Source organism: Flavobacterium gelidicaeli, assembly GCF_013294005.1.
GTDB lineage: Bacteria > Bacteroidota > Bacteroidia > Flavobacteriales > Flavobacteriaceae > Flavobacterium.
In genome coordinates this window covers 311,797-333,955 of record NZ_JABSNK010000001.1, presented here as the reverse complement: position 1 = coordinate 333,955, position 22,159 = coordinate 311,797, and the positions used below count along the sequence as shown (strand labels likewise).

Annotated in this window: 20 protein-coding genes and 1 tRNA gene; 15 read left to right on the top strand and 6 right to left on the bottom strand. The window is 34.5% G+C overall.

Annotated features, from left to right (window positions below):
• Positions 1-12 precede the first annotated feature (12 nt).
• The 6 genes from HNP99_RS01480 to HNP99_RS01455 form a co-directional block, all read right to left on the bottom strand.
• Positions 13-981: an OmpH/Skp family outer membrane protein gene (locus HNP99_RS01480; RefSeq protein ID WP_173850542.1), complete on the bottom strand. Its 969-nt coding sequence runs from the start codon at positions 979-981 to the stop codon at positions 13-15.
• A gap of 34 nt (positions 982-1,015) precedes the next feature.
• Positions 1,016-3,742: a BamA/OMP85 family outer membrane protein gene (locus HNP99_RS01475; protein WP_173850540.1), complete on the bottom strand. Its 2,727-nt coding sequence runs from the start codon at positions 3,740-3,742 to the stop codon at positions 1,016-1,018.
• Positions 3,675-4,415: an isoprenyl transferase gene (locus HNP99_RS01470; RefSeq protein WP_173850539.1), complete on the bottom strand. Its 741-nt coding sequence runs from the start codon at positions 4,413-4,415 to the stop codon at positions 3,675-3,677. The genes HNP99_RS01475 and HNP99_RS01470 overlap by 68 nt, the downstream gene beginning before the upstream one ends.
• Before the next feature lie 4 nt (positions 4,416-4,419).
• The gene (porG, locus tag HNP99_RS01465) at positions 4,420-5,103 is read right to left on the bottom strand and encodes a type IX secretion system protein PorG (RefSeq protein WP_173850537.1); all 684 of its coding nucleotides are present in this window, start codon (positions 5,101-5,103) and stop codon (positions 4,420-4,422) included.
• Positions 5,104-5,276: 173 nt separating this feature from the next.
• Complete coding sequence (locus tag HNP99_RS01460) at positions 5,277-6,161, bottom strand: NAD kinase (RefSeq protein WP_173850535.1); 885 nt, start codon at positions 6,159-6,161, stop codon at positions 5,277-5,279.
• Between the two features lie 72 nt (positions 6,162-6,233).
• On the bottom strand, positions 6,234-6,890 hold the full coding sequence (locus tag HNP99_RS01455; protein WP_173850533.1) for a CBS domain-containing protein: 657 nt from the start codon (positions 6,888-6,890) through the stop codon (positions 6,234-6,236).
• Between the two features lie 115 nt (positions 6,891-7,005).
• Between HNP99_RS01455 and HNP99_RS01450 the strand changes: the two genes are divergently transcribed.
• The 15 genes from HNP99_RS01450 to HNP99_RS01380 all read left to right on the top strand — a co-directional run bounded on the left by HNP99_RS01450 (position 7,006) and on the right by HNP99_RS01380 (position 22,062).
• The gene (locus HNP99_RS01450; RefSeq protein WP_173850531.1) at positions 7,006-7,719 is read left to right on the top strand and encodes a pyridoxine 5'-phosphate synthase; all 714 of its coding nucleotides are present in this window, start codon (positions 7,006-7,008) and stop codon (positions 7,717-7,719) included.
• A 142-nt stretch (positions 7,720-7,861) separates the two neighbouring features.
• Positions 7,862-8,626 (top strand): alpha/beta fold hydrolase, encoded by a 765-nt coding sequence (locus HNP99_RS01445; RefSeq protein ID WP_173850529.1) that lies wholly within the window; start codon positions 7,862-7,864, stop codon positions 8,624-8,626.
• Between the two features lie 30 nt (positions 8,627-8,656).
• Entirely contained in the window at positions 8,657-9,001 is a 345-nt protein-coding gene (locus HNP99_RS01440; protein ID WP_173850527.1) for a phage holin family protein, read from the top strand.
• A 96-nt stretch (positions 9,002-9,097) separates the two neighbouring features.
• On the top strand, positions 9,098-9,463 hold the full coding sequence (locus tag HNP99_RS01435) for a hypothetical protein (protein WP_173850525.1): 366 nt from the start codon (positions 9,098-9,100) through the stop codon (positions 9,461-9,463).
• A 150-nt stretch (positions 9,464-9,613) separates the two neighbouring features.
• Positions 9,614-9,976 carry a heavy-metal-associated domain-containing protein gene (locus tag HNP99_RS01430; protein WP_173850523.1) on the top strand — a complete coding sequence of 121 codons (363 nt, stop codon included), beginning with the start codon at positions 9,614-9,616 and terminating at the stop codon, positions 9,974-9,976.
• Between the two features lie 72 nt (positions 9,977-10,048).
• The gene (locus HNP99_RS01425) at positions 10,049-10,738 is read left to right on the top strand and encodes a DUF3347 domain-containing protein (protein WP_173850521.1); all 690 of its coding nucleotides are present in this window, start codon (positions 10,049-10,051) and stop codon (positions 10,736-10,738) included.
• Positions 10,739-10,789: 51 nt separating this feature from the next.
• A complete protein-coding gene (locus HNP99_RS01420; protein WP_173850519.1) occupies positions 10,790-12,070 on the top strand; it encodes an efflux RND transporter permease subunit in 1,281 nt (426 codons plus the stop codon).
• Between the two features lie 7 nt (positions 12,071-12,077).
• Complete coding sequence (locus HNP99_RS01415; protein ID WP_173850517.1) at positions 12,078-14,015, top strand: efflux RND transporter permease subunit; 1,938 nt, start codon at positions 12,078-12,080, stop codon at positions 14,013-14,015.
• Complete coding sequence (locus HNP99_RS01410; RefSeq protein WP_173850515.1) at positions 14,002-15,255, top strand: TolC family protein; 1,254 nt, start codon at positions 14,002-14,004, stop codon at positions 15,253-15,255. The genes HNP99_RS01415 and HNP99_RS01410 overlap by 14 nt, the downstream gene beginning before the upstream one ends.
• Positions 15,255-16,499 carry an efflux RND transporter periplasmic adaptor subunit gene (locus HNP99_RS01405; protein WP_254596800.1) on the top strand — a complete coding sequence of 415 codons (1,245 nt, stop codon included), beginning with the start codon at positions 15,255-15,257 and terminating at the stop codon, positions 16,497-16,499. The genes HNP99_RS01410 and HNP99_RS01405 overlap by 1 nt, the downstream gene beginning before the upstream one ends.
• Before the next feature lie 2 nt (positions 16,500-16,501).
• Complete coding sequence (locus tag HNP99_RS01400; protein ID WP_173850513.1) at positions 16,502-17,716, top strand: efflux RND transporter periplasmic adaptor subunit; 1,215 nt, start codon at positions 16,502-16,504, stop codon at positions 17,714-17,716.
• A 151-nt stretch (positions 17,717-17,867) separates the two neighbouring features.
• Positions 17,868-18,347 carry a DUF305 domain-containing protein gene (locus HNP99_RS01395; protein ID WP_173850511.1) on the top strand — a complete coding sequence of 160 codons (480 nt, stop codon included), beginning with the start codon at positions 17,868-17,870 and terminating at the stop codon, positions 18,345-18,347.
• A 1-nt stretch (position 18,348) separates the two neighbouring features.
• A complete protein-coding gene (locus tag HNP99_RS01390; RefSeq protein ID WP_463671059.1) occupies positions 18,349-18,912 on the top strand; it encodes an AraC family transcriptional regulator in 564 nt (187 codons plus the stop codon).
• Between the two features lie 84 nt (positions 18,913-18,996).
• Entirely contained in the window at positions 18,997-21,531 is a 2,535-nt protein-coding gene (locus tag HNP99_RS01385; protein WP_173850509.1) for a heavy metal translocating P-type ATPase, read from the top strand.
• Between the two features lie 459 nt (positions 21,532-21,990).
• Positions 21,991-22,062 (top strand) — tRNA-Glu (locus tag HNP99_RS01380).
• The last annotated feature ends 97 nt before the right edge of the window (positions 22,063-22,159 follow it).

Genomic DNA, 22,159 nt, shown 5'->3' with positions numbered 1-22,159 from the left:
AATTTTTGGTTTTTATTCTCTCGACTTTTTAATAGAGTCTCTCTCTTGAAGAATTTTCATTCTTCGTTCTTCTAAAGCTTTCTTACGATCTTCAAGAATTTTTTTACGTTCTTCTAGTTTTTGAGCTTTCGCTTCATCTAGTTTTTGTTGTGCAGCTTCGTCTGATAATTTTGTGGTGTCTTCTGCACTAGTACTAGTTGTGGTAGTGTTTGCAGAAACCGTGCCATTTTTTTTATCTTCTCGATCTGCTAGAATTTGAGCCTTACGATCTTCATATTCTTTCTTCTTAAGTTCTTGTGCTGCTCTTCTTTCTTCAAGAGCTTTATCACGTGCTGCTTTTTTCTCGTCTAATGCTTTTTGACGCTCTGATAAAAACTCATTATCGTCAATTGCATCTTCTTTATTGTCTTTTGCTTCTTGAGCTTCAAGTTGTTTTTTAGTCAATTGTTCTCTTTTATCAGCTCTATTAATAACACGTAAAACTTGATCGCTTATGTCAAACTTATTAGCTGCAAAAAGCATGGTTAAGTTTGAAGATTTATCAAATATAAAATCATATTTTTTAGCTTCTGCAATATCTTGTACTGCAGTAAAAACTTGATCTTGTATTGGTTTAGCCATTTGTGACTTCTGAATCATTAAATCGCCGTTTGTCCCAAAACGTTTTTGCTGATAATCTAGCATTTGTGTTTCCAGAAATTTAATTTCTGTTTCACGTTCTTCTATTAATGCTTTGGTTAATAAAACCTTTTCAGCATTTAGAGCATCTTTTACTTTGTTTATTTCAATTTTCTTAGCCTCAATTTCTTGTTTCCATTTTTGAGCTTTTATTTCTAATTGAGAGGTAGCCTCAGTATAGTTAGGGACATTTTGTAAAATGTACTCCATATCTATATAACCAACTCTTGTGCCTCTCGATTGCGAATATATTGTATTACTTACAATTGTCGCTAAAAATAAAAATAAAATTTGTTTTCTCATAACTATATGGCATTAGAAAATTGTTAATCCTTATCTAGAACTGTTGTCCAATTATAAAATGTGTTTCCCATGCTTTAGGCTGTGTTTGCCCAGCTGGAAGCGCATCAAATGCATGTCCAAAATCAATTCCTAATAATCCAAATGCAGGCATAAATACACGTAAACCAACACCAGCTGAACGGCTTAATGCAAATGGGTTGTAACTTTTGAAATTTTCATATGAAGATCCTGCTTCTAAGAATGCTAGTGCATATATAGATGCTGATGACTTCAAGGTAATTGGGTAACGTAATTCTAATGAGAATTTATTGTAAACGGTAGCTCCAATTTGCTCTCCTACGCTATTTACTGGCGTCAATGAGTTATTAGGATATCCTCTTAACTGAATTGTTTCTCTACCATCCATAGAATAGTTAGCTAAACCATCTCCACCAACATAAAATCTCTCAAACGGTACTAAACCTCTATCTTGGTTGTAAGCTCCTAAGAAACCAAATTCAGTTAATGTTCTTAAAACTAATTTACCATATAATTTAGTGTACCAATCAGCTTTGAACTTAACTTTATAATATTCTAACCAATCAAATTTCTTTTGATCCACAATCGCTGCATCAGGAGCTGCCTCTTGGTAAGTAGATACTTTATTTCCAGAAGCATCTAAATAAGATCCTTTTGCAATGGTGATATTTCCAGCAGAATCAAAAACATCTGCTGTGCTTTTTAATTTATATGCCTCTTTGTCTCCTAATGTAGCATAATCAGTTCCGTTAAATAAGCTATACGGAGGGGTGAATTTTGCCGAGATACTAAACTCAGAACCATATGTTGGAAATATTGGGTTGACCCCTTTACTATTTCTAGTCAATCCTATGGTGTAAGCAAGATTTCGAGAGTTTCCATTTCCAAAAGTAAACAAACCAGTATTATAATCGTTTAAGCTATAGTGTTGGTAACTTATAGATTGTGACAATACAAAAAAGTCATCAGGCACAGTTAATCTTTTAGCTAATCCTACAGATAATGTTAGGATGTTAAAACTTTTACTCTTATCTGCTTTTTGTGTCGAGTAATCATTTAGATATTGTGTGCTGTATGAAATAGATGAGCTGAATTGTACTGGTTTCTTTTGCCCAAACCATGGTTCAGAGAATGAAACACTATATGTTTGAAAATAAGTACTTCCTTGTAAACGTAAGGATACTTTTTGACCATCTCCCATAGGAAGTGGTTTGTAGGCTTCTTTCTTGCCTAAGTTCCTTGCAGAAAAGTTATTAAATGAAAGTCCTAAGGTTCCTATGAAACCACCTCCACCGTATCCACCTTGTAGTTCAATTTGGCTAGACCCTTTTTCAACAAGTTGGTATTCAATGTCCACTGTTCCGGCAGCTGCATCTACATTTTTAAAAGCTGGATTAATTGCTTCAGGATCGAAAAACCCTAATTGTCCAATTTCACGAATCGTCCTTACAAGTTCTTCCTTACTGTATTTTTGACCTGGTTTTGTTCTTAATTCTCTATAAATTACACGGTCATTTGTTTTATCATTTCCTGTTACCGTGATTTTATTGAAATATGCTAATGGACCTTCAGTTACTCTAATTTCAAAATCAATGGTGTCATTAGCAGTTTTTACCTCTACAGCATTAATGTTTGAAAATAAATAACCGTTGTTTTGATATAGATTAGTAAGGTCTTCTCCATCAGGCTTTGTATTGTCAGCAATTCTTTTTTGTAATAATACGCCATTGTAAACTTCTCCTTTTTTAACTCCTATTATTCGAGATAAAAACTGATCAGAATATACTGTGTTCCCTAAGAATTTAATGTCTCCAAAGTAATATTTATTACCTTCTTCTAGATTGATTTTTACATCAAGTGCTTTCTTGTTTTTATTATAAACAACAGAGTCCGAAGTTATTCTAGCATCTCTATATCCTTTTTCTTTATATTTAGCGATAACTTTTTCTAAATCAGTCTTGTATTTTTCTTTGATGAATTTTGAAGTTTTCCAGAGTCGTCCTAATCTCTTCTCTTTGGTATCCTTCATTGCCTTGCGTAAAGACTTGTCAGACATTTTTTCATTGCCAACAAAATCTATGCTTTGCACTTTTACTTTTTGACCTTTATCAACACTAACAAGCATATTTACCTCGTTTACTGTAGCGGTATCTTTGCTAATATTGATGTTTACTTTAGTATTGTAGTAACCATCTTTTTTGTATTTATTTTCGATGTAGTTTTTAGTGGTAGTAATTAAATTTTCATTAACTACTTTGTTTTTGGTTAAGCCGTTGTCTTTAATTAAAGCTTCGGTTTTGTTTTTCTTAACACCAACAAATTTCACTTCCTTTAATTTAGGAAGTTCTTTAATATCTAAGTCAAGGTAGATACTATCATTCTCGATGTGATTGATATAAAATGAAATTTCATCAAAAAGGCCTAGTTTTCCTAGTTTCTTGATGGCGCTGCTAATCTCTTCTCCTGGTACAGTGATTTCTTGTCCTTTTTGTAGACCTGCAAAGGTTACTACAGTTTGCTCGTTAAAACTTATTTTACTTGTTACAGAAACATCGGCTAGAATGTATTTTTTTCCTTGATCAAATGGAACACGTTCTTGGGCTTTAACTTGTGAAAAACTACCTAATAAGACTAAGGTAAGGACTGCTTTTATACTTTTATTCAACACTAAAAATTTATTTAATTTGTTCACTTGTTTTTCCAAATCTACGTTCTCTTTTTTGATAACTAATAATAGCCTCATATAAATCTTGTTCTTTAAAGTCAGGCCACAAAACATCAGTAAAATATAATTCTGCATAAGCTATTTGCCATAGCAGGAAATTACTGATCCTATGTTCTCCACTTGTACGTATTAATAAATCTACATCGGGTAAATTTTGCGTGTAAAGATGCTGATTTATAATTGAATCGTCAATAGCGTCTATTGAAATTATATTATTTTTAACTTTATCACTGATGTTCTTTACAGCGTTTACAAGTTCCTCTCTAGCCCCATAACTTAAAGCAAGAGTTAATGTCATTCGGGTATTATTTTTTGTTTTTTCTATTACATCAAGCAATTCTTTTTGAGCCGATGCTGGCATTTTCTCAAGATTACCTATCGTATTTAATCGAATATTATTTTCAATTAGGGTGGGGAGCTCTTTTTTTAATGATTTGATTAATATTTTCATTAAAGTATCCACTTCTAATTTAGGTCTGTTCCAGTTTTCAGTTGAAAAAGCGTAAAGCGTTAGGTTTTCTATTCCTAATTTGGCGCAAGCCTTAATAATTACCTTTACTGATTTAGTACCACTTTCATGGCCAAAAGCCCTTAGAAGCCCCTGTTTTTTAGCCCAGCGTCCATTTCCATCCATGATAATGGCTAGATGTCTTGGTAGGTTTTTTTGATCTATATTCTCTAGTAAGTTCATTTTTTTAGTATGCGCAATAACATGGCTTTTGTCCAAAGGTGTACGTTAATGTAAACCCAGAGAACACGTACCAATCGTTATTATTTATATTTCCAAATTTTAAATTTTGTAAATTACTGTCTTTAGAATAGCTTCCGTCTAGGTCATCAGCAAAAGTGTATCTCGCACCAACTTCAAATCCTAAAATAAAACGACTATTTAAAGTGGTTTTTACCCCTAATGTAATAGGTATTGCAATTGTTGATCTTTTCGAATTTTGTCTTGTCTCTCCATTAAAAACATACAGCCCATCATATTTCGTGTAATTTAACCCGCTGTATATATAAGGAGTAAATTGATTGTCTAATTCATGCAAATTAAACTCAAAAAAATTGAATTCAAGCCCTAAAGATAATTCTTTTATATTATTGTCAAAGCGATAGCCCCTTTGGTTTCGGCTAGGTTCCTTAGAATCGATGTCATTTGAAGTTATTTCTGACTGGCTGTAAGAAACGCGGTAAGAGTGTCTCGTACTTTTGTTCCATTTGTACAATAAGCCGTAAGCCATCTTATTAGGAGCAACATAGGTCGTTGGACCTATCTCTCCAATGTAGTTACTACCACCAACGAAAACCCCAAGTTCATGAATTTGTGAATACATAGACATGCTTAGAAATAAGCTTAATAAAAGAGCAGAAAATTTATTCATTTATTTAAAAATTGCGTGCAAATATAATAATTATCGATACTAAACAATGCTCAATGTACTAAATGTGCTTATTATTTCGTGAATAAGTACTTTAATTAATTGGATTTGCTAGTTTGTTAGTTTAAAACGGAAAAAAACGAGATAATCGTATAGTTGTGGGTTAAAATAAATATTTAATTTCGTTTGTCTTCGCCCCATAGTAATTTACTGCGGAGTGTTTTTAGGAATGTTTCGTCTGGAATTTCAACCATATTTATTTTAAAAGGGGTCTTTTTAATTGTCAATATTGATTCATTACCTACAGATGTAATTCTGGAATCAAGTGAAACCAAATAGTTTTCCTCTCTACCTGAAACTCGCAATTCAATTTCTGTTTCATCAGGAATAACCAGCGGTCTCGCATTTAAATTATGAGGAGCGATAGGGGTGATAACTAAGCTTCTTACATCTGGAGTCAATATTGGGCCTCCGCAACTAAGGGAATAACCTGTAGATCCAGTAGGAGTTGATATAATCAAGCCATCTGCCCAGTAAGAATTCAAAAATTCACCGTTTAAATACGTGTCAATAGTAATCATTGAAGTGGTGTCTTTGCGACTTACCGAAATCTCATTCATAGCAAAATTAATGTCTTGAAGTGCTTGATTGGGCGGAGTACAAGATAAACTAAGTAGGGTTCTCTTTGATAGCGTGTATTTTTTATCAATTACAATTTGTAAAAAAGCGGCAATATTCTCTTTTTGAACAGTTGCTAGAAATCCCAGCCTTCCTGCATTGATTCCTAAAATAGGAACTCCAGAGTCTCTAACTAATGTTGCTGCTCTTAATATAGTTCCATCTCCACCTATGCTTACTAGCATGTCAAAACTGCTGTCTAGTTCAGTATGTGACGAAAAAGTGTTGTATTCTCTTTGTACAATCTCCTTGTCATGTAACATTACAAGAAAATTTGACTCGATCACTAATTCGATATTATTTCTATTAAAAAAAACAAAAATATCCTTAATGATAGGTTCGGTACTGTTTTGATAATATTGACCGTAAATAGCTATTTTCATTGTCTTGCTTACTCTTTTTTGATTTGTATTATTGTGCTAAAATGTATAAATGATTAGTCAAATAGACAATAATTATATATTAAGATACCGGTCTAAATAATCTGATCGTTCTTTTAAATTATTAATATAATCATCCTCATGATGTTCAGAAGTGATTTCGTAATTATACCTTCTAAAAGTTTGTATGATTTCATTAATTGCACCCATGCTAATTTTTAAAGTCACTTCAATCGTAGCTGCATCCGACTCTGATATAAATAAACCCAACAGTTTACCGTTGTTGCTTTCTACAATTTGTGTGATTTGACTCATAGAATAATCAATAATACCTTTCTTTACTTTTATAATTCTACCAGGCTCTTTTAAAAAAGTTGTTTGGTGAAAGAATGTCATGATGTCATCAATCTCGTAATAACCAATGTAATTATTGTTTTCGTCTAGAACCGGAATCAAATTAGCATGATTTTTAGCAAAAACCTCTAAAACTTCCAGCCATACTGAGTCTGTTCTTGTAAAAAAAGACTCTAGCGTATATTTGTAATCTATAATTTTTTTATTTTCATCAAAAGTTTCAATGTCCTCAGCCGATAAATTCCCTATGAAAACTCCTTCCTCAACAACAGGGAAGTGAGAAATATTTACTTCGTCAAAAAAGTCCTTCACAGTCGCAATACTATCTTGGCTGTCAATGGCTTTAAAGTCAGTAGTTATGTAGTTTGTAATATCCATCTTTTGTAAATCCTCAATTTTTATGCAAAATAATCAAAAAAAGGCAAAATCTCCTACCTTTTACTTTGTATTTTTGTGCTCATTAAACATAGAGTTATAATCAAAAAGTATTCCAATGACAAAGTTAAGTGTAAACATCAATAAAATAGCTACATTACGTAATGCTCGTGGAGGCAATGTTCCCGACTTATTAAAAGTAGCCACCGATATTCAAAAATTTGGAGCTCAAGGAATCACTATACACCCACGTCCAGATGAACGTCACATTCGCTATCAAGACGCACGCGACTTAAAGCCTATTGTCTACACTGAATTCAATATTGAGGGAAATCCACAACATAATTTCATCGATTTGGTTTTAGAGTGTAAACCCGAGCAGGTGACTTTAGTGCCAGATGCGATAGTAGCAATCACTTCTTCTGCAGGTTGGGATACGGTAAAAAATCAAGCTTATCTTACGGAGATGATTCAAGAATTTCAACGCAATGGTATTCGTACCTCGATTTTTGTTGATCCGCAACTCGATATGATAGAAGGTGCAAAGCAGACAGGTACAGACCGAATAGAATTGTACACTGAAGCTTTTGCACATGAGTATGGATTAGGAAATAATAAAGGAATAGATCCTTATGTGAAAGCAGCTCTTTTAGCTAACGAATTAGGCTTAGGAATCAATGCTGGTCACGATTTAAGTTTGGATAATATTCATTTTTTTAAACAAAATATTCCAGGATTATTAGAGGTTTCTATAGGACATGCGTTAATTGCAGAATCACTATATTTAGGTCTCGAAAACGTAGTAAATATGTATTTACAAAAATTAAAATAAAATAATTGGGGCGTGACCCTTCCCGATAGCTATCGGGAAGGGTCGGGCTATGCGCTACAATCTTATCTAGTATTTAGCTATCGCTCCATACTAGATAAGGATTTTCGCTGCTATCCCTCACGCGCTCGTTAAACGATAAAATATGCTTTATTCAAAAATAGAAGGAGAAGGAAAACCGCTTTTAATCCTACATGGATTCCTAGGAATGCTAGATAACTGGAAAACAATCGGAACACAATTCAGTACCGAAGGTTTTGAGGTACACATGCTCGACATGCGCAACCACGGTCGTAGTATGCAATCAGACGATTTTAATTATGAGATCATGGCCAAAGATATTTATGATTATTGTGTGGGGCATAATTTAGAACAAGTAGACGTCATCGGTCACTCTATGGGAGGCAAAACCGCTATGCTGTTTGCTTGTAATTATCCAGAAAAAAACCATAAATTAATCGTTGCTGATATTGGACCAAAATTCTATCCGCAGCATCATCAAACGATTCTTGCGGGATTAAATGCAGTAGATTTTGCTAAAAAACCCAGCCGATCTGAAGTGGAAGATACACTTTCAGAATACATAACTGATTTTGGCACCAGACAGTTTTTAATGAAAAGTTTGTTTTGGCAAGAGCCTGGACAATTGGCTTTTCGTTTTAATTTAGCAGTTTTTAATAAAAAATTAGACGAAATAGGGGTGGCGCTTCCTATTGATGCTATTTACAATAAACCAACACTTTTTATTCGTGGCGGTAATTCAGGTTATATTAAGGACAGTGATTTTGAAGCTATAAAAAAACATTTTCCAAAAGCCGTTTTTGAAACCATTCCAAATGCAGGACATTGGCTTCATGCCGAAAATCCTAAATTATTTCATCAATTTGCTAAAGAATTTTTAGACAACTAATAAATTGTATTAATACGTAAATTTAAAACTATGAAACTTCTTTTAAGAATGTTAATTACCTCAGCATTAGTGCTGCTTATCTCTAATTTAATGACGGGTGTTCACGTCGCAAATTTTACAACGGCTTTAATTGTGGCGGTTGTTTTAGGATTGTTAAACATATTTATCAAACCTATTTTAGTGATCTTAACATTACCAATCACATTTATAACATTGGGTTTGTTTTTGCTAGTGATCAACGCACTTATTATTATTTTATGCGATAATATAGTAGGCGGTTTTGGTGTAGATACTTTTTTTACAGCCTTATTGTTTAGTATTATTTTATCTGTTTCTCAGTCGCTTATGTATGCTATTTTTGGGGATACTAAATAAAACAACTCCTACACTATTGATTAGTAAAACTATATTAACATTAAATTTTGACCATAATTAATATAGTTTTACTAATTTTGTTCTAATTACAAGAAAATGAAAAAATTTCACATTTTACTAATCGTTTTGTTTGGCTTCTTTATGATGCCAAATACAACTTTTGCGTGTGGAAATTCAGACAGGGGTTCTTGTACGATGGAAATGTCTTCTAAAACTAAGAAAAAAGAGTGTTGTAGTAAGGACTCTCATTCTAAAAGTAGCAAGCACAAAGGTTGTAATGGAAAATGTGGACAGGCTTTATGCAGTAGTTCATCAGTAAATACAGCAATTCCATCTGCTTTTCAATTTGAAATGCAGAACTCTAATTTCAAATTTTCGACTGAAAAGCAAAAATTTTATCAAACAGTATCCTTCACTTCTGCTGGATATTCTTCACTTTGGCTTATTCCTAAAATAGGCTAAATTCTTTTTTGACATCAATTAGTGTGTCAAATTCAAAGCAAATATTGCTTTAAATCATTTATTTATCGGCTATTATGGATTAGTAATCATGGCTCTTATGCTATTGTTTACTCATTGGTCTAGCATATTCACATCTAAACTTTTTATTATATGAAATCAATTAAAAATGGATTGATAGCAATAACTCTATTGTTATCAGTCACAGCAGCTACTGCGCAAATTAAAAACGTGAAAACCGAAACCGTAAAAATATTCGGAAACTGCGGTATGTGCGAAACTAAAATAGAAAAAGCAGGAACGCAAAAGAACATTGCCTTAGTAGATTGGGACAAGGACTCTAAAATGGCTACACTAACTTATGACTCATCAAAAACGACTAGGGAAGAAATTTTAAAACGTATTGCGGCAGTAGGTTATGACAGCGAGAAATTCCAAGCTACAAAAACTGCCTACAATGCACTTCCTGGCTGTTGCCAGTATGACAGAGCAGAAGCGACCAAAGAGGAAAAATAAAATACTGTTGATAAAAAATAAGACCGCAGTAGCATTACAAAATTAGAAGTAAAACAATAAAAATAAATCAAAATGAAAAACATCTTAAAAATCAGTCTTTTATCAGCAGTCTTTGCTGTAGCATCTTGTAAAGACAACAAATCAGAAACAACAGATAAAGCAACCACGGAAACAGCAGACAGCCAACAATATTCTTGTGAAATGCATCCTGAAGTACACGGTAAAAAAGGAGAAGAATGTTCTAAATGCGGAATGGCCTTGACGATTCCTGTAGCCCATGAAGAAGTGATTGAAGAAGTGAAAGAAATGGACGTTACAAAAAGCAAATCGGCATTTTCAATCGATATGATTTTAAATGATTATCTAAAGTTAAAAAATGCTTTAGCTAGCGATGACGCCACATTAGCGACTGAATCAAGTAAAGCTTTAGAAATAACTTTACAAAAAACAACCACTGACAAAATTGAAGCTGATTTATTGACTCAATATAACACCATTGCTGACGCTGCAAAACAACACACCGCAACAATTACTGAGAATGCTGGTAAAATTGCTGCACAAAGAAATGCATTTGCTTTATTAAGTGCTGACATGCATAACTTTATTAAAATGTTTACTACAGATAAAAAACTGTACCAAGACTATTGCCCAATGTACAATCAAGGGAAAAATGGATACTGGATTAGTGAAATTAAAGACATTAAAAATCCATATTACGGAGCTGAAATGTTGACTTGTGGTGGAATTACAAAAGAATTGTAATACACAGTTTCAACCTTTAAAATGAAAAACATTTTCATTAATTAAACTATTATGGTCGAAAAACTAATATCATTTTCCTTAAAAAATCGGGCAATAGTCTTGATCGTTTCTGGCTGCTTGTTTGCTTGGGGAATTTATAGTGTGCAACAAAATCCTATTGATGCCATTCCGGACTTATCTGACAATCAAGTTATTGTTTTTACAGAATGGATGGGGAGAAGCCCGCAGGTAATTGAGGATCAGGTGACCTATCCTTTGGTGTCAAACTTACAAGGAATCCCAAAAATCAAGAACATTCGTGCTTCTTCTATGTTTGGGATGAGTTTTGTCTACATCATTTTTGATGATGATGTAGATCCATATTGGGCAAGAACCCGTGTGCTGGAACGATTAAATTATGCACAACGATTGTTACCACAAAATGTAGTTCCCACACTTGGTCCTGACGGAACAGGCGTAGGGCATGTGTTTTGGTATCATTTGGAAACCAATGGAATGGATCTAGGTGAGCAAAGAGCGTTGCAGGATTGGTACGTGAAATTTGCTTTGCAAACCGTTCCAGGCGTTGCTGAGGTTGCTTCTTTTGGCGGTTTCGAAAAGCAATACCAATTGGTTTTGGATCCACTTAAAATGCAATACTATAATGTGAGTATGATGGAAGTCATGAAAGCGGTAAAGACAAGCAATAATGATGTTGGTGGTCGGAAATTTGAAATGAGTGACCGTTCTTATGTAGTCAGAGGTTTGGGTTATATAAAAAACATAAAAGATATCGAAGACATTGCTATCAAGAATTACAATTCGGTTCCTGTGAAAGTTAGCGATATTGGTTCGGTGCAAATGGGTGGTGATTTACGATTAGGAGTTTTTGACGCTAATGGCGAAGGTGAGGTTGTAGGCGGAATTGTAGTGATGCGCTACGGCGAAAATGCCGATAAAGTTATAAAAGCGGTCAAACTGAAAATGAAGGAAGTCCAAAAAGGCTTGCCTGATGGAGTAACTTTTAAAACCTCTTATGATAGAAGCGAATTGATAGAACAAGCAATTGAATCTGTCAAAGGAACTTTAATTGAGGAGATGATTGCCGTTTCGGTCGTGATTTTATTATTCCTTTTTCATTGGCGTAGTGCCTTGATTATTTTGATTCAATTACCCATTTCAGTAGCGATTGGATTTATTTTATTACAAGCTTTTGGGATCTCGTCTAATATTATGTCACTAACCGGAATCGCACTAGCAATTGGCGTGGTGGTCGATGACGGAATCGTAATGGTCGAAAATGCCTATCGTAGTATTTCGGAAAGACAAGAAGAATTAGATAATAATCAATAGTAGGGCAATGAAAAATTTATTAAAAAAAATATTTAAAAAAGAACAGGACCCTTTGTCTTCGGAAGAAAGAATGAAGCTTATTTCTGATTCTTCAAAGTTAGTTGGCCCAGGAGTTTTCTATTCGACATTAATTGTCATTGCCTCTTTTCTGCCTGTCTTTTTGTTAACTGGAATGGAGGGTAAATTGTTCAGCCCTTTGGCATGGACCAAATCTTTTATTCTAATAGTGGATGCGTTTTTGGCAATTACGTTAACCCCCGTTTTAATTAGTTATTTGCTAAAAGGAAAATTACGACCAGAGTCTAAAAATCCCATTAATAGAAAACTAGAAACGCTTTATACGCCTATTTTAATTTTTTGTTTAAAATGGCGAAAAACTGTTTTAGCCGTCAATATTGTTGCCTTGCTAATTGGCGGATTGATGTTTACGCAATTAGGATCAGAGTTTATGCCGCCTTTAGATGAAGGTTCGATTTTGTTTATGCCAGTGACTTTGCCGGATGTTTCTAATTCAGAAATCAAACGAATATTACAGGTTCAGGATAAATTGATAAAATCAATTCCAGAGGTGACACATGTTTTAGGAAAAGCCGGAAGAGCAAATACCGCTACAGATAATAGTCCGATTAGTATGATTGAAACTATTGTGCTACTAAAGCCTCATAATGAATGGCGAGCAGGCATTACAAAAAGTGAAATTATTACTGAAATTAACAATAAACTTCAAATTCCGGGTGTGACCAATGGGTTTACGCAACCTATCATTAACCGAATCAATATGCTTTCGACTGGTATTAGAACCGATGTGGGAATCAAAGTTTATGGTGCTAATCTGGATACAATTGATGCTTTGTCTCAAAAAATAAAACGAGCATTAGTAGGGACAGAAGGCGTAAAAGATTTGTTTGCAGAACCTATTACAGGCGGGAAGTACATTGATATTTCAGCCAAAAGAGAAGTGATTGGTCGTTATGGTCTCAGTGTTGACGATATTAATACTGTAGTTGAAGCGGCGATTGGTGGAATGACTTTGACAACTACAATTGAAGGACGACAACGTTTTTCAGTCAATGCACGTTATGCTCAAGAATATAGAAGTAGCCTTAACGGATTGAAGAAATTGCAGGTTCAAACAATGGATTTTGGTCCTATTCCGCTAGAAACTGTGGCAGATATTAAAATTTCGGACGGTCCTCCTATGATTAATAGCGAAAATGCTATGCTTAGAGGGAGCGTGCTATTTAATGTTAGGGATCGTGATTTAGGAAGTACCGTAAAAGAAGCCCAGGATAAATTGAATGCGATGATGACCAAAATGCCCAAAGGCTATTATGTAGAATGGAGTGGACAATGGGAAAACCAACTTCGGGCAAATAAAACCTTGAGCTTGATTTTACCGATTGTGATTTGTATTATTTTCTTGATTTTATACTTTACATACAATTCGATGAAAGAAGCAATGATAACCATGATTACTGTTCCGTTTGCATTAATTGGCGGCGTTTTTATGGTGTATTTCTACGGTATAAATTTATCAGTTGCCGTTGCAGTAGGTTTTATTGCTTTATTCGGGATGGCGATAGAAACAGCAATGTTGATGACTATTTATCTTAATGAAGCCATGATGAAAATGGTTGCGAAACACGGGAATACTGCTGAGACAATCAATGAAGATATTATAAGAGAATATGTTATTGAAGGTTCTGCTAAGCGATTGCGTCCCAAATTAATGACTGTATTTGTTGCTCTTTTTGGATTAATTCCTATTCTATGGTCCACGGGAACAGGTGCAGATGTGATGATTCCTATTACAGTTCCGTTAATTGGTGGTACGATCACATCCATTATTTATGTATTATTAGTAACGCCAGTTGTTTTTGAAATGTCAAAATTACACGAGCTAAAAACAAAAGGCAAAATAGATCTTATCGATGCAAAACATTAAAAAATATATCCTGATTAGTTGTTTGATTTTGTCTTCTGCTTTCGCAAAAGCACAAACGATGTCATTAGAGCAGGTTTTGGAAATAATAAAAACAAACAATCCACAACTGAAAATGTATGATGCCGAAATTCAGAGTATGGATGCCTCCGCAAAAGGTGCTAGAAGTTGGTCTGCTCCACAGCTTAATACGGGTTTGTTCATGACGCCTTATGCTACTAGTATGTGGAAAGCAGACGGCATGAATCCTGGAATGGGTGCCTATATGGTTGGAATTACACAAATGATCCCGAATGCTTCCAAGCTAAAAGCCGATGCGGATTATGCAAATGCGTTGTCTTCGGTTGAGGTAGAAAATAAAAATTATACCATTAATGAATTGAATGCTTTGGCTAAAACCAATTATTACCAATGGGGAGTTTTAGATAAAAAAATAAAAATCGCCAACGAGAATTTATTGCTTTTAGAGTACATGATTAAAAGTATCGAAATACGCTATAAATACAATAGTGATAAACTCGCAACTTATTACAAAGCAAAATCACAATACAGCAGTTTACAAAGCGAAATAGTTACGTTGCAAAATGAGATTGCTCAAAGAAGGTTTCTGCTCAATACATTGATGGCTAGTGATAAAAACACTGTTTTCGAAATTGATTTAGAAGCAGATTTAAAAGATTTTAATGCTGTGGTGATTGATACAATCTCACTTTCTGAGAGCCGTAGCGATATAAAAGCTATTGAAAAAACAAAGGAGTTAAACGGACTAAAAATCGCGATCGAAAAGTCGAAAATGAAACCTGAATTTGGTGTGAAATACGATCATATGTTTGCTTTTGGTGATAGGCCACAACAATTTTCTTTGATGGGGATGGTTTCTATTCCGATGCCTTGGTCTACCAAATCTAATAAAGCAACCATCAATAGCATCCAGATAAAAAACGAAAGTTTAGAATGGCAAAAGCAAATGATTTTAAATGAAGCAACCGGAATGCTTTCGGGCTTGCAAAGGGCATTGATCAACTTGCACAAACAATATGATATTAGTGATAAAAGCATCATTCCCGCTTTAAAAAGAAACTATGATACTGCAATTTTAGCTTGGCAAAATAATACAGGAGAATTATTTGTAGCCTTAGATTCTTGGGAAGCGTTGAATATGGCGCAACTGGATAAGTTAGATAAATTACAAGCTATTTTAAGCACACAAGTCGCAATAGAAAAACAATTAGAAACAAAATAATGAGAAATAAATATTTTAAATATAGTTTGTTGATTGTACTAATTGCATTGGTTGGCTTTGGCGTGTATTATTTTGTTTCAAACTCAAATGAGCATGGAACTCACAGTCATAACGAAGAAATTTACACCTGCTCAATGCATCCTCAAATTATAAAGCACGAAGCAGGGAAATGTCCTATTTGCGGAATGGATTTAATTCAGAAAGTTACTGAGGATCAACCAATAGATAGCAATGCTATTGCTGCTTTGTTACAGCCTGCTAATGGTTTTGTTGTTGGCGATTTTGAAACAACAACCGTCAAAGATACCGTTATCGCAAGTGCTATAAGTTTACCTGGAACGGTGACTTATAATCCAAATTCAAGTGTGAATGTCGCCGCAAGAATTAGTGGGAGAATCGAGAAAATGTATGTGCATCGTAAATTTCAACGGGTTACAAAAGGACAAAAACTATTTGATTTGTACAGTCCTGAGTTGCAAACAGAGCAGCAAAATTTTATTTATTTGATTGCAAATGATGCACAAAACGCTACTATAATTAAGGCAGTAAAACAAAAATTGTTGCTTTACGGAATGAGTACTAGTCAAGTAAATGCTTTGGCTACAGCCAAAAAATTAAATCCAGTAGTTTCAATTTATAGTCCTGCAAACGGAATTGTAGATGGTACTGAAAATAGTGATTCGCAAAATCAAACCAGTCAACAAAATAGCACTACGGAAGTGTTGCGTTTAAAAGAAGGCGATTATGTAACTAAGGGTGCTGTAGTGTTTAAATTAGTAAATACTGATAAAGTTTGGGCTGTTTTTAATGTTATCCAAGGTTACAATAGTCTTGTAAAGATCAATCAGTCGATCCAGATTAAATCAGAATTAGACGCTAATGAAGTGGTGAATGCCAAAGTAAATTTTGTGGAAACACAATTAGATCCAAAAGAAAAAACGAACCGAATTAGAGTGTATCTCGATAATGAAAAACTAAAATATCCTATTGGTTTGCGTCTTGAAGGATCAATGGAGGCCAACCCCCAAAAAGGGTTGTGGTTGCAAAAAGAATCATTGGTTAGTTTAGGGAATAAAAAAGTGGTTTTTGTAAAAAAAGGCGAAGGTTTTCAGGCTACTAAAATAACGACAGGGTTAGAGATAAATGGTTTTGTACAAGTGCTAGACGGAGTTGTAGTAGGAGATCGCTTAGCGCAAAATGCACAGTATTTAATTGATAGCGGAAGCTTTATAAAAACGAAATAACGATGAAAGAGCTACATAAAATTTGTTTTTTAATAATTGGTTTTATATTCGTTTTGGGATGTAATTCTAAAAATGAAGATAAACACGAAACTCATGAGTTCAAAGAAAGTATCTATTATACTTGTTCGATGGATCCTCAAATTAAAGAAGATAAGCCCGGAAAATGCCCTATTTGCCACATGGAATTAACACCTATGAAAAAAGACAATGGGGCTTATAATTCGATTTCGTTAAGTGACCAACAAATTAAATTGGGGAATATCAGCACAGCTTTAATTGGAACGTCACAACAAAGTCAACAAGGAAATTATACTGGAGTTTTGACGGTTAATCCCGAAGCAATAAAAAGTATTTCGGCAAGAGCAGTGGGGCGAATCGAAAAATTATATTTTAAAACCGAAGGTGATTTTATTCAAAAAGGACAAGCAGTTTATCAATTGTATAGTGAGCCAATAGCAATCGCTAAGCAAGATTATGTTTCGGCTTATAGTCAACTCGCTATGCCAGGGGATTTTGGAAAAAATGCCAAAACGATGGTAGCGGCAGCCAAGCAAAAGCTTTTGTTTTACGGATTATCAAATACACAAATTGAGGCAGTTAAAAAAAGCAAAGAAGTGTCTCCGTACACCACTTTTTACAGCAGCTACAGCGGAACAATATCCGAAATCACGGCTACTGAAGGAAGTTATGTCATGGAAGGTGCTCCAATCATTAAAGTTGCTAACCTTAGTACTCTTTGGTTGGAAACCCAAGTAAATGTCAACTATGCCAAAAGTTTGCGATTGGGGCAAACGGCAACGATTTCATTTGTAGATTTTCCGTCCAAGTCGGTACAAGCGACAATTTCTTTTATCAATCCAGAGATTAATCCAGATACACGATTGCTATTGATTCAGTTAGAAGTAGCCAATCCAGGCTTGCTGTTAAAACCCGGAATGCAGGCAAATGTTCAAGTAACACAATCCAATCAAAAAGGGATTTTTGTTCCTATTGATGCTGTTGTTCGAGATGAAAAAGTTACTTTTATATGGGTCGAAAAAAGTCATGGTGTTTTTGAAAATTTAAAGGTAACTACAGGATTGGAGTCTAATGGCATGATCGAAATTACATCAACAATAGATACCAATAAAAAGATTGTTATTACCGGTGTTTATGCTGTTAATAGCGAATACGAATTCCGAAAAGGAAAAGATCCTATGGCGGGAATGAAAATGTAGTCGTAAATGTTTTTTAAATATGTCAAAAGTGTGAAAGGGTTTCAGTGAATGAATGGGGATTAGATAAGAATATATTAGAATCTTATAATTTAAGGGAGGTAGAGAGTTATATATTGTAAAGTAATTTTAATTTTTTTAAAAAAAAACTATTATGGAAAACAACGACAAACACGCAAAGAAAAATCCGTACATGAAGTTTGCATTAATTATGGCAGTTTCATTTGTAATCATGTATTTAGTAATGTTTTTAAATGTTGCAGAATTTAGTCATATACATAATAGTCTAACACGCTTTTACATGACAACTTTAATGATTGCAACGATGGCAATTAATATGTTGCTATTTATGTGGAAAATGTATCCCCACCGTAAAACTAATTTAGCAATAATAACCTTTGCTGCTGTTTCATTTTGTGGGACGTTATTTCTATTAAGAACCCAAACCTTTGTTAGCGATATTCAATATATGAAAGCAATGATTCCTCATCATTCCTCTGCTATAATGACAAGTAGTAATGTGAATTTTAAAGATCCTGAACTAAAAAAATTAGCTGAGGATATTATAGTTGCTCAAGAAAAAGAGATTAAGCAAATGAATGAAATGATTATTCGTTTAGAAAATAAAAAATAATATAGTGAAACTTTATATAAAAAATATGGTTTGTGGTCGTTGTGAAATGGCTGTAAAGAAAGTGTTAGAAAAAATGTCGCTTCCTGTTGTTTCGGTAGATTTAGGCGAAGTAATCCTTTCTCGGGAATTAACCAACGAAGAAAAGCAACCGTTAGTATTGGCTCTTAAGGAACTTGGTTTTGAATTGTTAGAAGATAAAACTAGTAAAACTATTGAGAAAATTAAAAACCTCATCATTGATTTAGTGCACTATCAAAATGAAAAATTAAAAGTTAATTTCTCTGAGTTTTTAGCAAAGGAGTTACACCAAGATTACAGTGCATTGAGTAAGCTTTTTTCAGAAGTGGAAGGTGTTACTATTGAACATTATTTTATAGCTCAAAAAATCGAAAAAGCCAAAGAGTTGTTGGTCTATGACGAACTGAGTTTAAGCCAAATTGCATTGCAGTTAAACTACAGCAATGTGGCTCATTTGAGTAATCAATTTAAGAAAGTCACGGGAATGACTCCGACTTATTTTAAAAAGATAAAAGAAAAAAATCGCAAACAAATTGACGCTTTATAAATGATACAAATCTCTTCCCGAATTGTGTAATGACTAAACAGAATTTCATTCGGATATTTGTAGTATAATTTTTAATAGAGAAACATGGTACATACATATACAATTACGGGAATGTCCTGCGACGGTTGTCGTAAGAAAGTAGAAAAAACGCTGAATACCATTGATGGTGCTGAGGCAGTTGTTTCGCTAGAATCAAAACAAGCAGTTATTACAATGGATACCCATATTCCATTGACTGTTTTTCAAGATGCTTTAGCTGCTGCAGGAAACTACAGTATAGAAATGAGTACTGCAGAAGAGAAGAGTCCTGAGCCTACACCTGCAAAATCTTGCTGTAGTACGAAGGATTCTAATACTAAAAAAGCACATTCTCATACACACAATCATACTGCAGCAGCAGGAAAATATTATTGTCCGATGCACTGCGAAGGCGATAAAGTCTATGACAAAGCGGGTGATTGTCCGGTATGCGGAATGGATTTAGTTCAAGAAGCGGTTGTTAATCAAAAAGTACAATATACTTGTCCGATGCATCCTGAAATCATCAAAGACGGTCCTGGGGATTGTCCTATTTGCGGAATGGATTTAGTACCAATGGAACCAGACGAAAGCGATGACAATAAAACCTACAATGAGTTATGGCGTAAAATGAAAATAGCACTATTTTTCACCTTGCCTATTTTTATCATTGCCATGTCAGATATGATTCCGAATAATCCTTTGATGAAAGTCATGAGCATGGAAAGTTGGAATTGGGTTCAATTTGCCTTATCGCTTCCCGTAGTATTTTATGCCTGTAGTATGTTTTTTGTACGTGCCTATAAATCGGTTTTAACGTGGAATCTAAATATGTTTACCCTGATCGGAATTGGTTCTGGTGTAGCCTTTTTATTTAGTGTTTTCGGATTGTTTTTTCCATCGCTGTTTCCAGCAGAATTTAAAACGGAAACGGGCAGCGTTCATTTGTATTTTGAAGCAGCTACAGTTATTTTGACTTTAGTACTATTAGGGCAATTGCTGGAAGCAAAAGCACATAGTAAAACTAGTGGAGCAATAAAAGAATTATTAAAATTAGCGCCTACACAAGCTACATTAGTGGTTGATGGCGTAGACAAAGTGATTTCGATTCATGATATTAAAAAAGGCGATTTATTACGCGTTAAGCCCGGAGATAAAATTCCGGTAGATGGAAAAATTACTCAGGGCGAAAGCACGATTGATGAATCGATGATTTCGGGAGAGCCTATTCCAGTTGATAAAGCGGTTGATGATGAGGTGATCTCTGGAACAATCAACGGAACAAAATCATTTGTAATGATTGCAGAAAAAGTAGGGTCAGAAACCTTGCTGGCGCAAATTGTACAAATGGTTACTGATGCAAGTCGTTCTAGAGCGCCAATCCAAAAACTAGCAGATAGCATCGCGAAGTATTTTGTGCCTATCGTTGTTAGTGTTGCTGTAATTACCTTTTTTGTATGGGCAATTTATGGTCCAGAACCGGCATTAGTGTACGGTTTTATTAATGCTATTGCGGTATTGATTATCGCTTGTCCATGTGCCTTAGGTTTGGCTACACCCATGTCGGTTATGGTAGGAGTTGGGAAAGGCGCGCAGTCTGGTGTACTGATTAAAAATGCCGAAGCCTTAGAGGTAATGAACAAAGTAAATGTATTGATTACAGATAAAACAGGAACAATTACAGAAGGGAAACCGTCAGTAGAAAAAGTGGTGGCTGTACATAATAATGAGCAGGATTTACTTCAATTGATTGCTTCACTAAATCAATATAGCGAACACCCTTTGGCGCAAGCCGTAGTCAATTTTGCGAAAGCGAAAAATAGCAGCTTAACCGAAGTTAACGATTTTGATTCCGTAACAGGAAAAGGAGTGGTAGGAACTGTAGCGGGTAAAAAAGTGGCATTAGGAAATAAAAAACTAATGGAACACGTAAAAGCGACTATCGCTAATGATTTAGAAAACACCGTTATTGCAGAGCAAAAGTTGGGAAAAACTGTCTCTTATATTGCAGTTGACGCAGTTGCAGTAGGTTTCGTAGCCATTACAGATGCTATTAAAACCACCAGTGCAAACGCTATTAAAGAGTTAATGTCGGAAGGTATTGAGGTGATTATGTTAACGGGTGATAATGAAAATACGGCTAAGGCTGTGGCCGATGAACTGCATTTGACTTCGTTTATAGCTGGTTGTTTGCCACAGGATAAACTCAACGAAATTAAACGTTTGCAAGCCGAAGGTAAAATTGTAGCGATGGCAGGTGACGGAATTAACGATGCACCAGCTTTGGCTCAAGCCAATGTAGGAATAGCAATGGGAACGGGAACAGATGCGGCAATTGAAAGCGCCAAAATCACCTTGGTAAAAGGAGATTTACAAGGAATTGTAAAAGCTAAAAAACTAAGTCATGCCGTGATGAAAAACATCAATCAAAATTTGTTTTTCGCGTTCTTTTATAACGTAATCGGAATCCCAATTGCGGCAGGAGTGTTGTATCCTTTCTTCGGATTGTTGCTTTCGCCAATGATTGCTGCTTTGGCCATGAGTTTTAGTTCGGTTTCTGTGATTGCAAATGCACTTAGATTGCGAAATTTAAAATTGTAGAATGTATTAAAATAGAGTTGCTTGAACTATTCAAATGATCTTCTTTTTTTGTTATTCAAAAATGGAAGGAAAAGATGTTTATGGAGAGGAAATCTTAGTTTTAGGAGTGATAACAACACTATTTATAAAACAGTTTAATTGTCAATTCGAGCGGAGTAGAGAATCGCTATTTTAATTTGCTTGTGCTCGATGTGACTGGTATTAGTTCATGCTATATTATATTAGGTTGGTGCATAACTAGTGATTTTCTAGAATCATCAGTTTGCTTTAGTAGCTTATATCTTAAAATAAATAGTTATGATTAAAATTTTTTAATTTTTGTTAATTGCGGTAAGTGCTAGTTATGAATTAATTATAAATTGTGTAGAACAAAAATGTAAATTAATTACAATGGATTTACGATTAGTCTTTGCACATCTCGAAAAAAGTGGTATTTTTGCACCCGCAACAGAAAATTAAGGCCCGTTCGTCTATCGGTTAGGACGCATGGTTTTCATCCATGTAAGAGCGGTTCGATTCCGCTACGGGCTACAATATTCTAAGTGCTATTATTCAGATTTATTATTTGAATTTTGCCTATTAGAAATACAAAGTAAGCCTCGAAAACTAATCCTTTTCGAGGCTTTTT

What these genes read in the sequence shown, in the direction of transcription:
- HNP99_RS01480 (WP_173850542.1), bottom strand. Translation starts at nt 981, where the DNA reads ATGAGAAAACAAATTTTATTTTTATTTTTAGCGACAATTGTAAGTAAT.
- HNP99_RS01475 (WP_173850540.1), bottom strand. Translation starts at nt 3,742, where the DNA reads ATGAGGCTATTATTAGTTATCAAAAAAGAGAACGTAGATTTGGAAAAA.
- HNP99_RS01470 (WP_173850539.1), bottom strand. Translation starts at nt 4,415, where the DNA reads ATGAACTTACTAGAGAATATAGATCAAAAAAACCTACCAAGACATCTA.
- porG (WP_173850537.1), bottom strand. Translation starts at nt 5,103, where the DNA reads ATGAATAAATTTTCTGCTCTTTTATTAAGCTTATTTCTAAGCATGTCT.
- HNP99_RS01460 (WP_173850535.1), bottom strand. Translation starts at nt 6,161, where the DNA reads ATGAAAATAGCTATTTACGGTCAATATTATCAAAACAGTACCGAACCT.
- HNP99_RS01455 (WP_173850533.1), bottom strand. Translation starts at nt 6,890, where the DNA reads ATGGATATTACAAACTACATAACTACTGACTTTAAAGCCATTGACAGC.
- HNP99_RS01450 (WP_173850531.1), top strand. Translation starts at nt 7,006, where the DNA reads ATGACAAAGTTAAGTGTAAACATCAATAAAATAGCTACATTACGTAAT.
- HNP99_RS01445 (WP_173850529.1), top strand. Translation starts at nt 7,862, where the DNA reads ATGCTTTATTCAAAAATAGAAGGAGAAGGAAAACCGCTTTTAATCCTA.
- HNP99_RS01440 (WP_173850527.1), top strand. Translation starts at nt 8,657, where the DNA reads ATGAAACTTCTTTTAAGAATGTTAATTACCTCAGCATTAGTGCTGCTT.
- HNP99_RS01435 (WP_173850525.1), top strand. Translation starts at nt 9,098, where the DNA reads ATGAAAAAATTTCACATTTTACTAATCGTTTTGTTTGGCTTCTTTATG.
- HNP99_RS01430 (WP_173850523.1), top strand. Translation starts at nt 9,614, where the DNA reads ATGAAATCAATTAAAAATGGATTGATAGCAATAACTCTATTGTTATCA.
- HNP99_RS01425 (WP_173850521.1), top strand. Translation starts at nt 10,049, where the DNA reads ATGAAAAACATCTTAAAAATCAGTCTTTTATCAGCAGTCTTTGCTGTA.
- HNP99_RS01420 (WP_173850519.1), top strand. Translation starts at nt 10,790, where the DNA reads ATGGTCGAAAAACTAATATCATTTTCCTTAAAAAATCGGGCAATAGTC.
- HNP99_RS01415 (WP_173850517.1), top strand. Translation starts at nt 12,078, where the DNA reads ATGAAAAATTTATTAAAAAAAATATTTAAAAAAGAACAGGACCCTTTG.
- HNP99_RS01410 (WP_173850515.1), top strand. Translation starts at nt 14,002, where the DNA reads ATGCAAAACATTAAAAAATATATCCTGATTAGTTGTTTGATTTTGTCT.
- HNP99_RS01405 (WP_254596800.1), top strand. Translation starts at nt 15,255, where the DNA reads ATGAGAAATAAATATTTTAAATATAGTTTGTTGATTGTACTAATTGCA.
- HNP99_RS01400 (WP_173850513.1), top strand. Translation starts at nt 16,502, where the DNA reads ATGAAAGAGCTACATAAAATTTGTTTTTTAATAATTGGTTTTATATTC.
- HNP99_RS01395 (WP_173850511.1), top strand. Translation starts at nt 17,868, where the DNA reads ATGGAAAACAACGACAAACACGCAAAGAAAAATCCGTACATGAAGTTT.
- HNP99_RS01385 (WP_173850509.1), top strand. Translation starts at nt 18,997, where the DNA reads ATGGTACATACATATACAATTACGGGAATGTCCTGCGACGGTTGTCGT.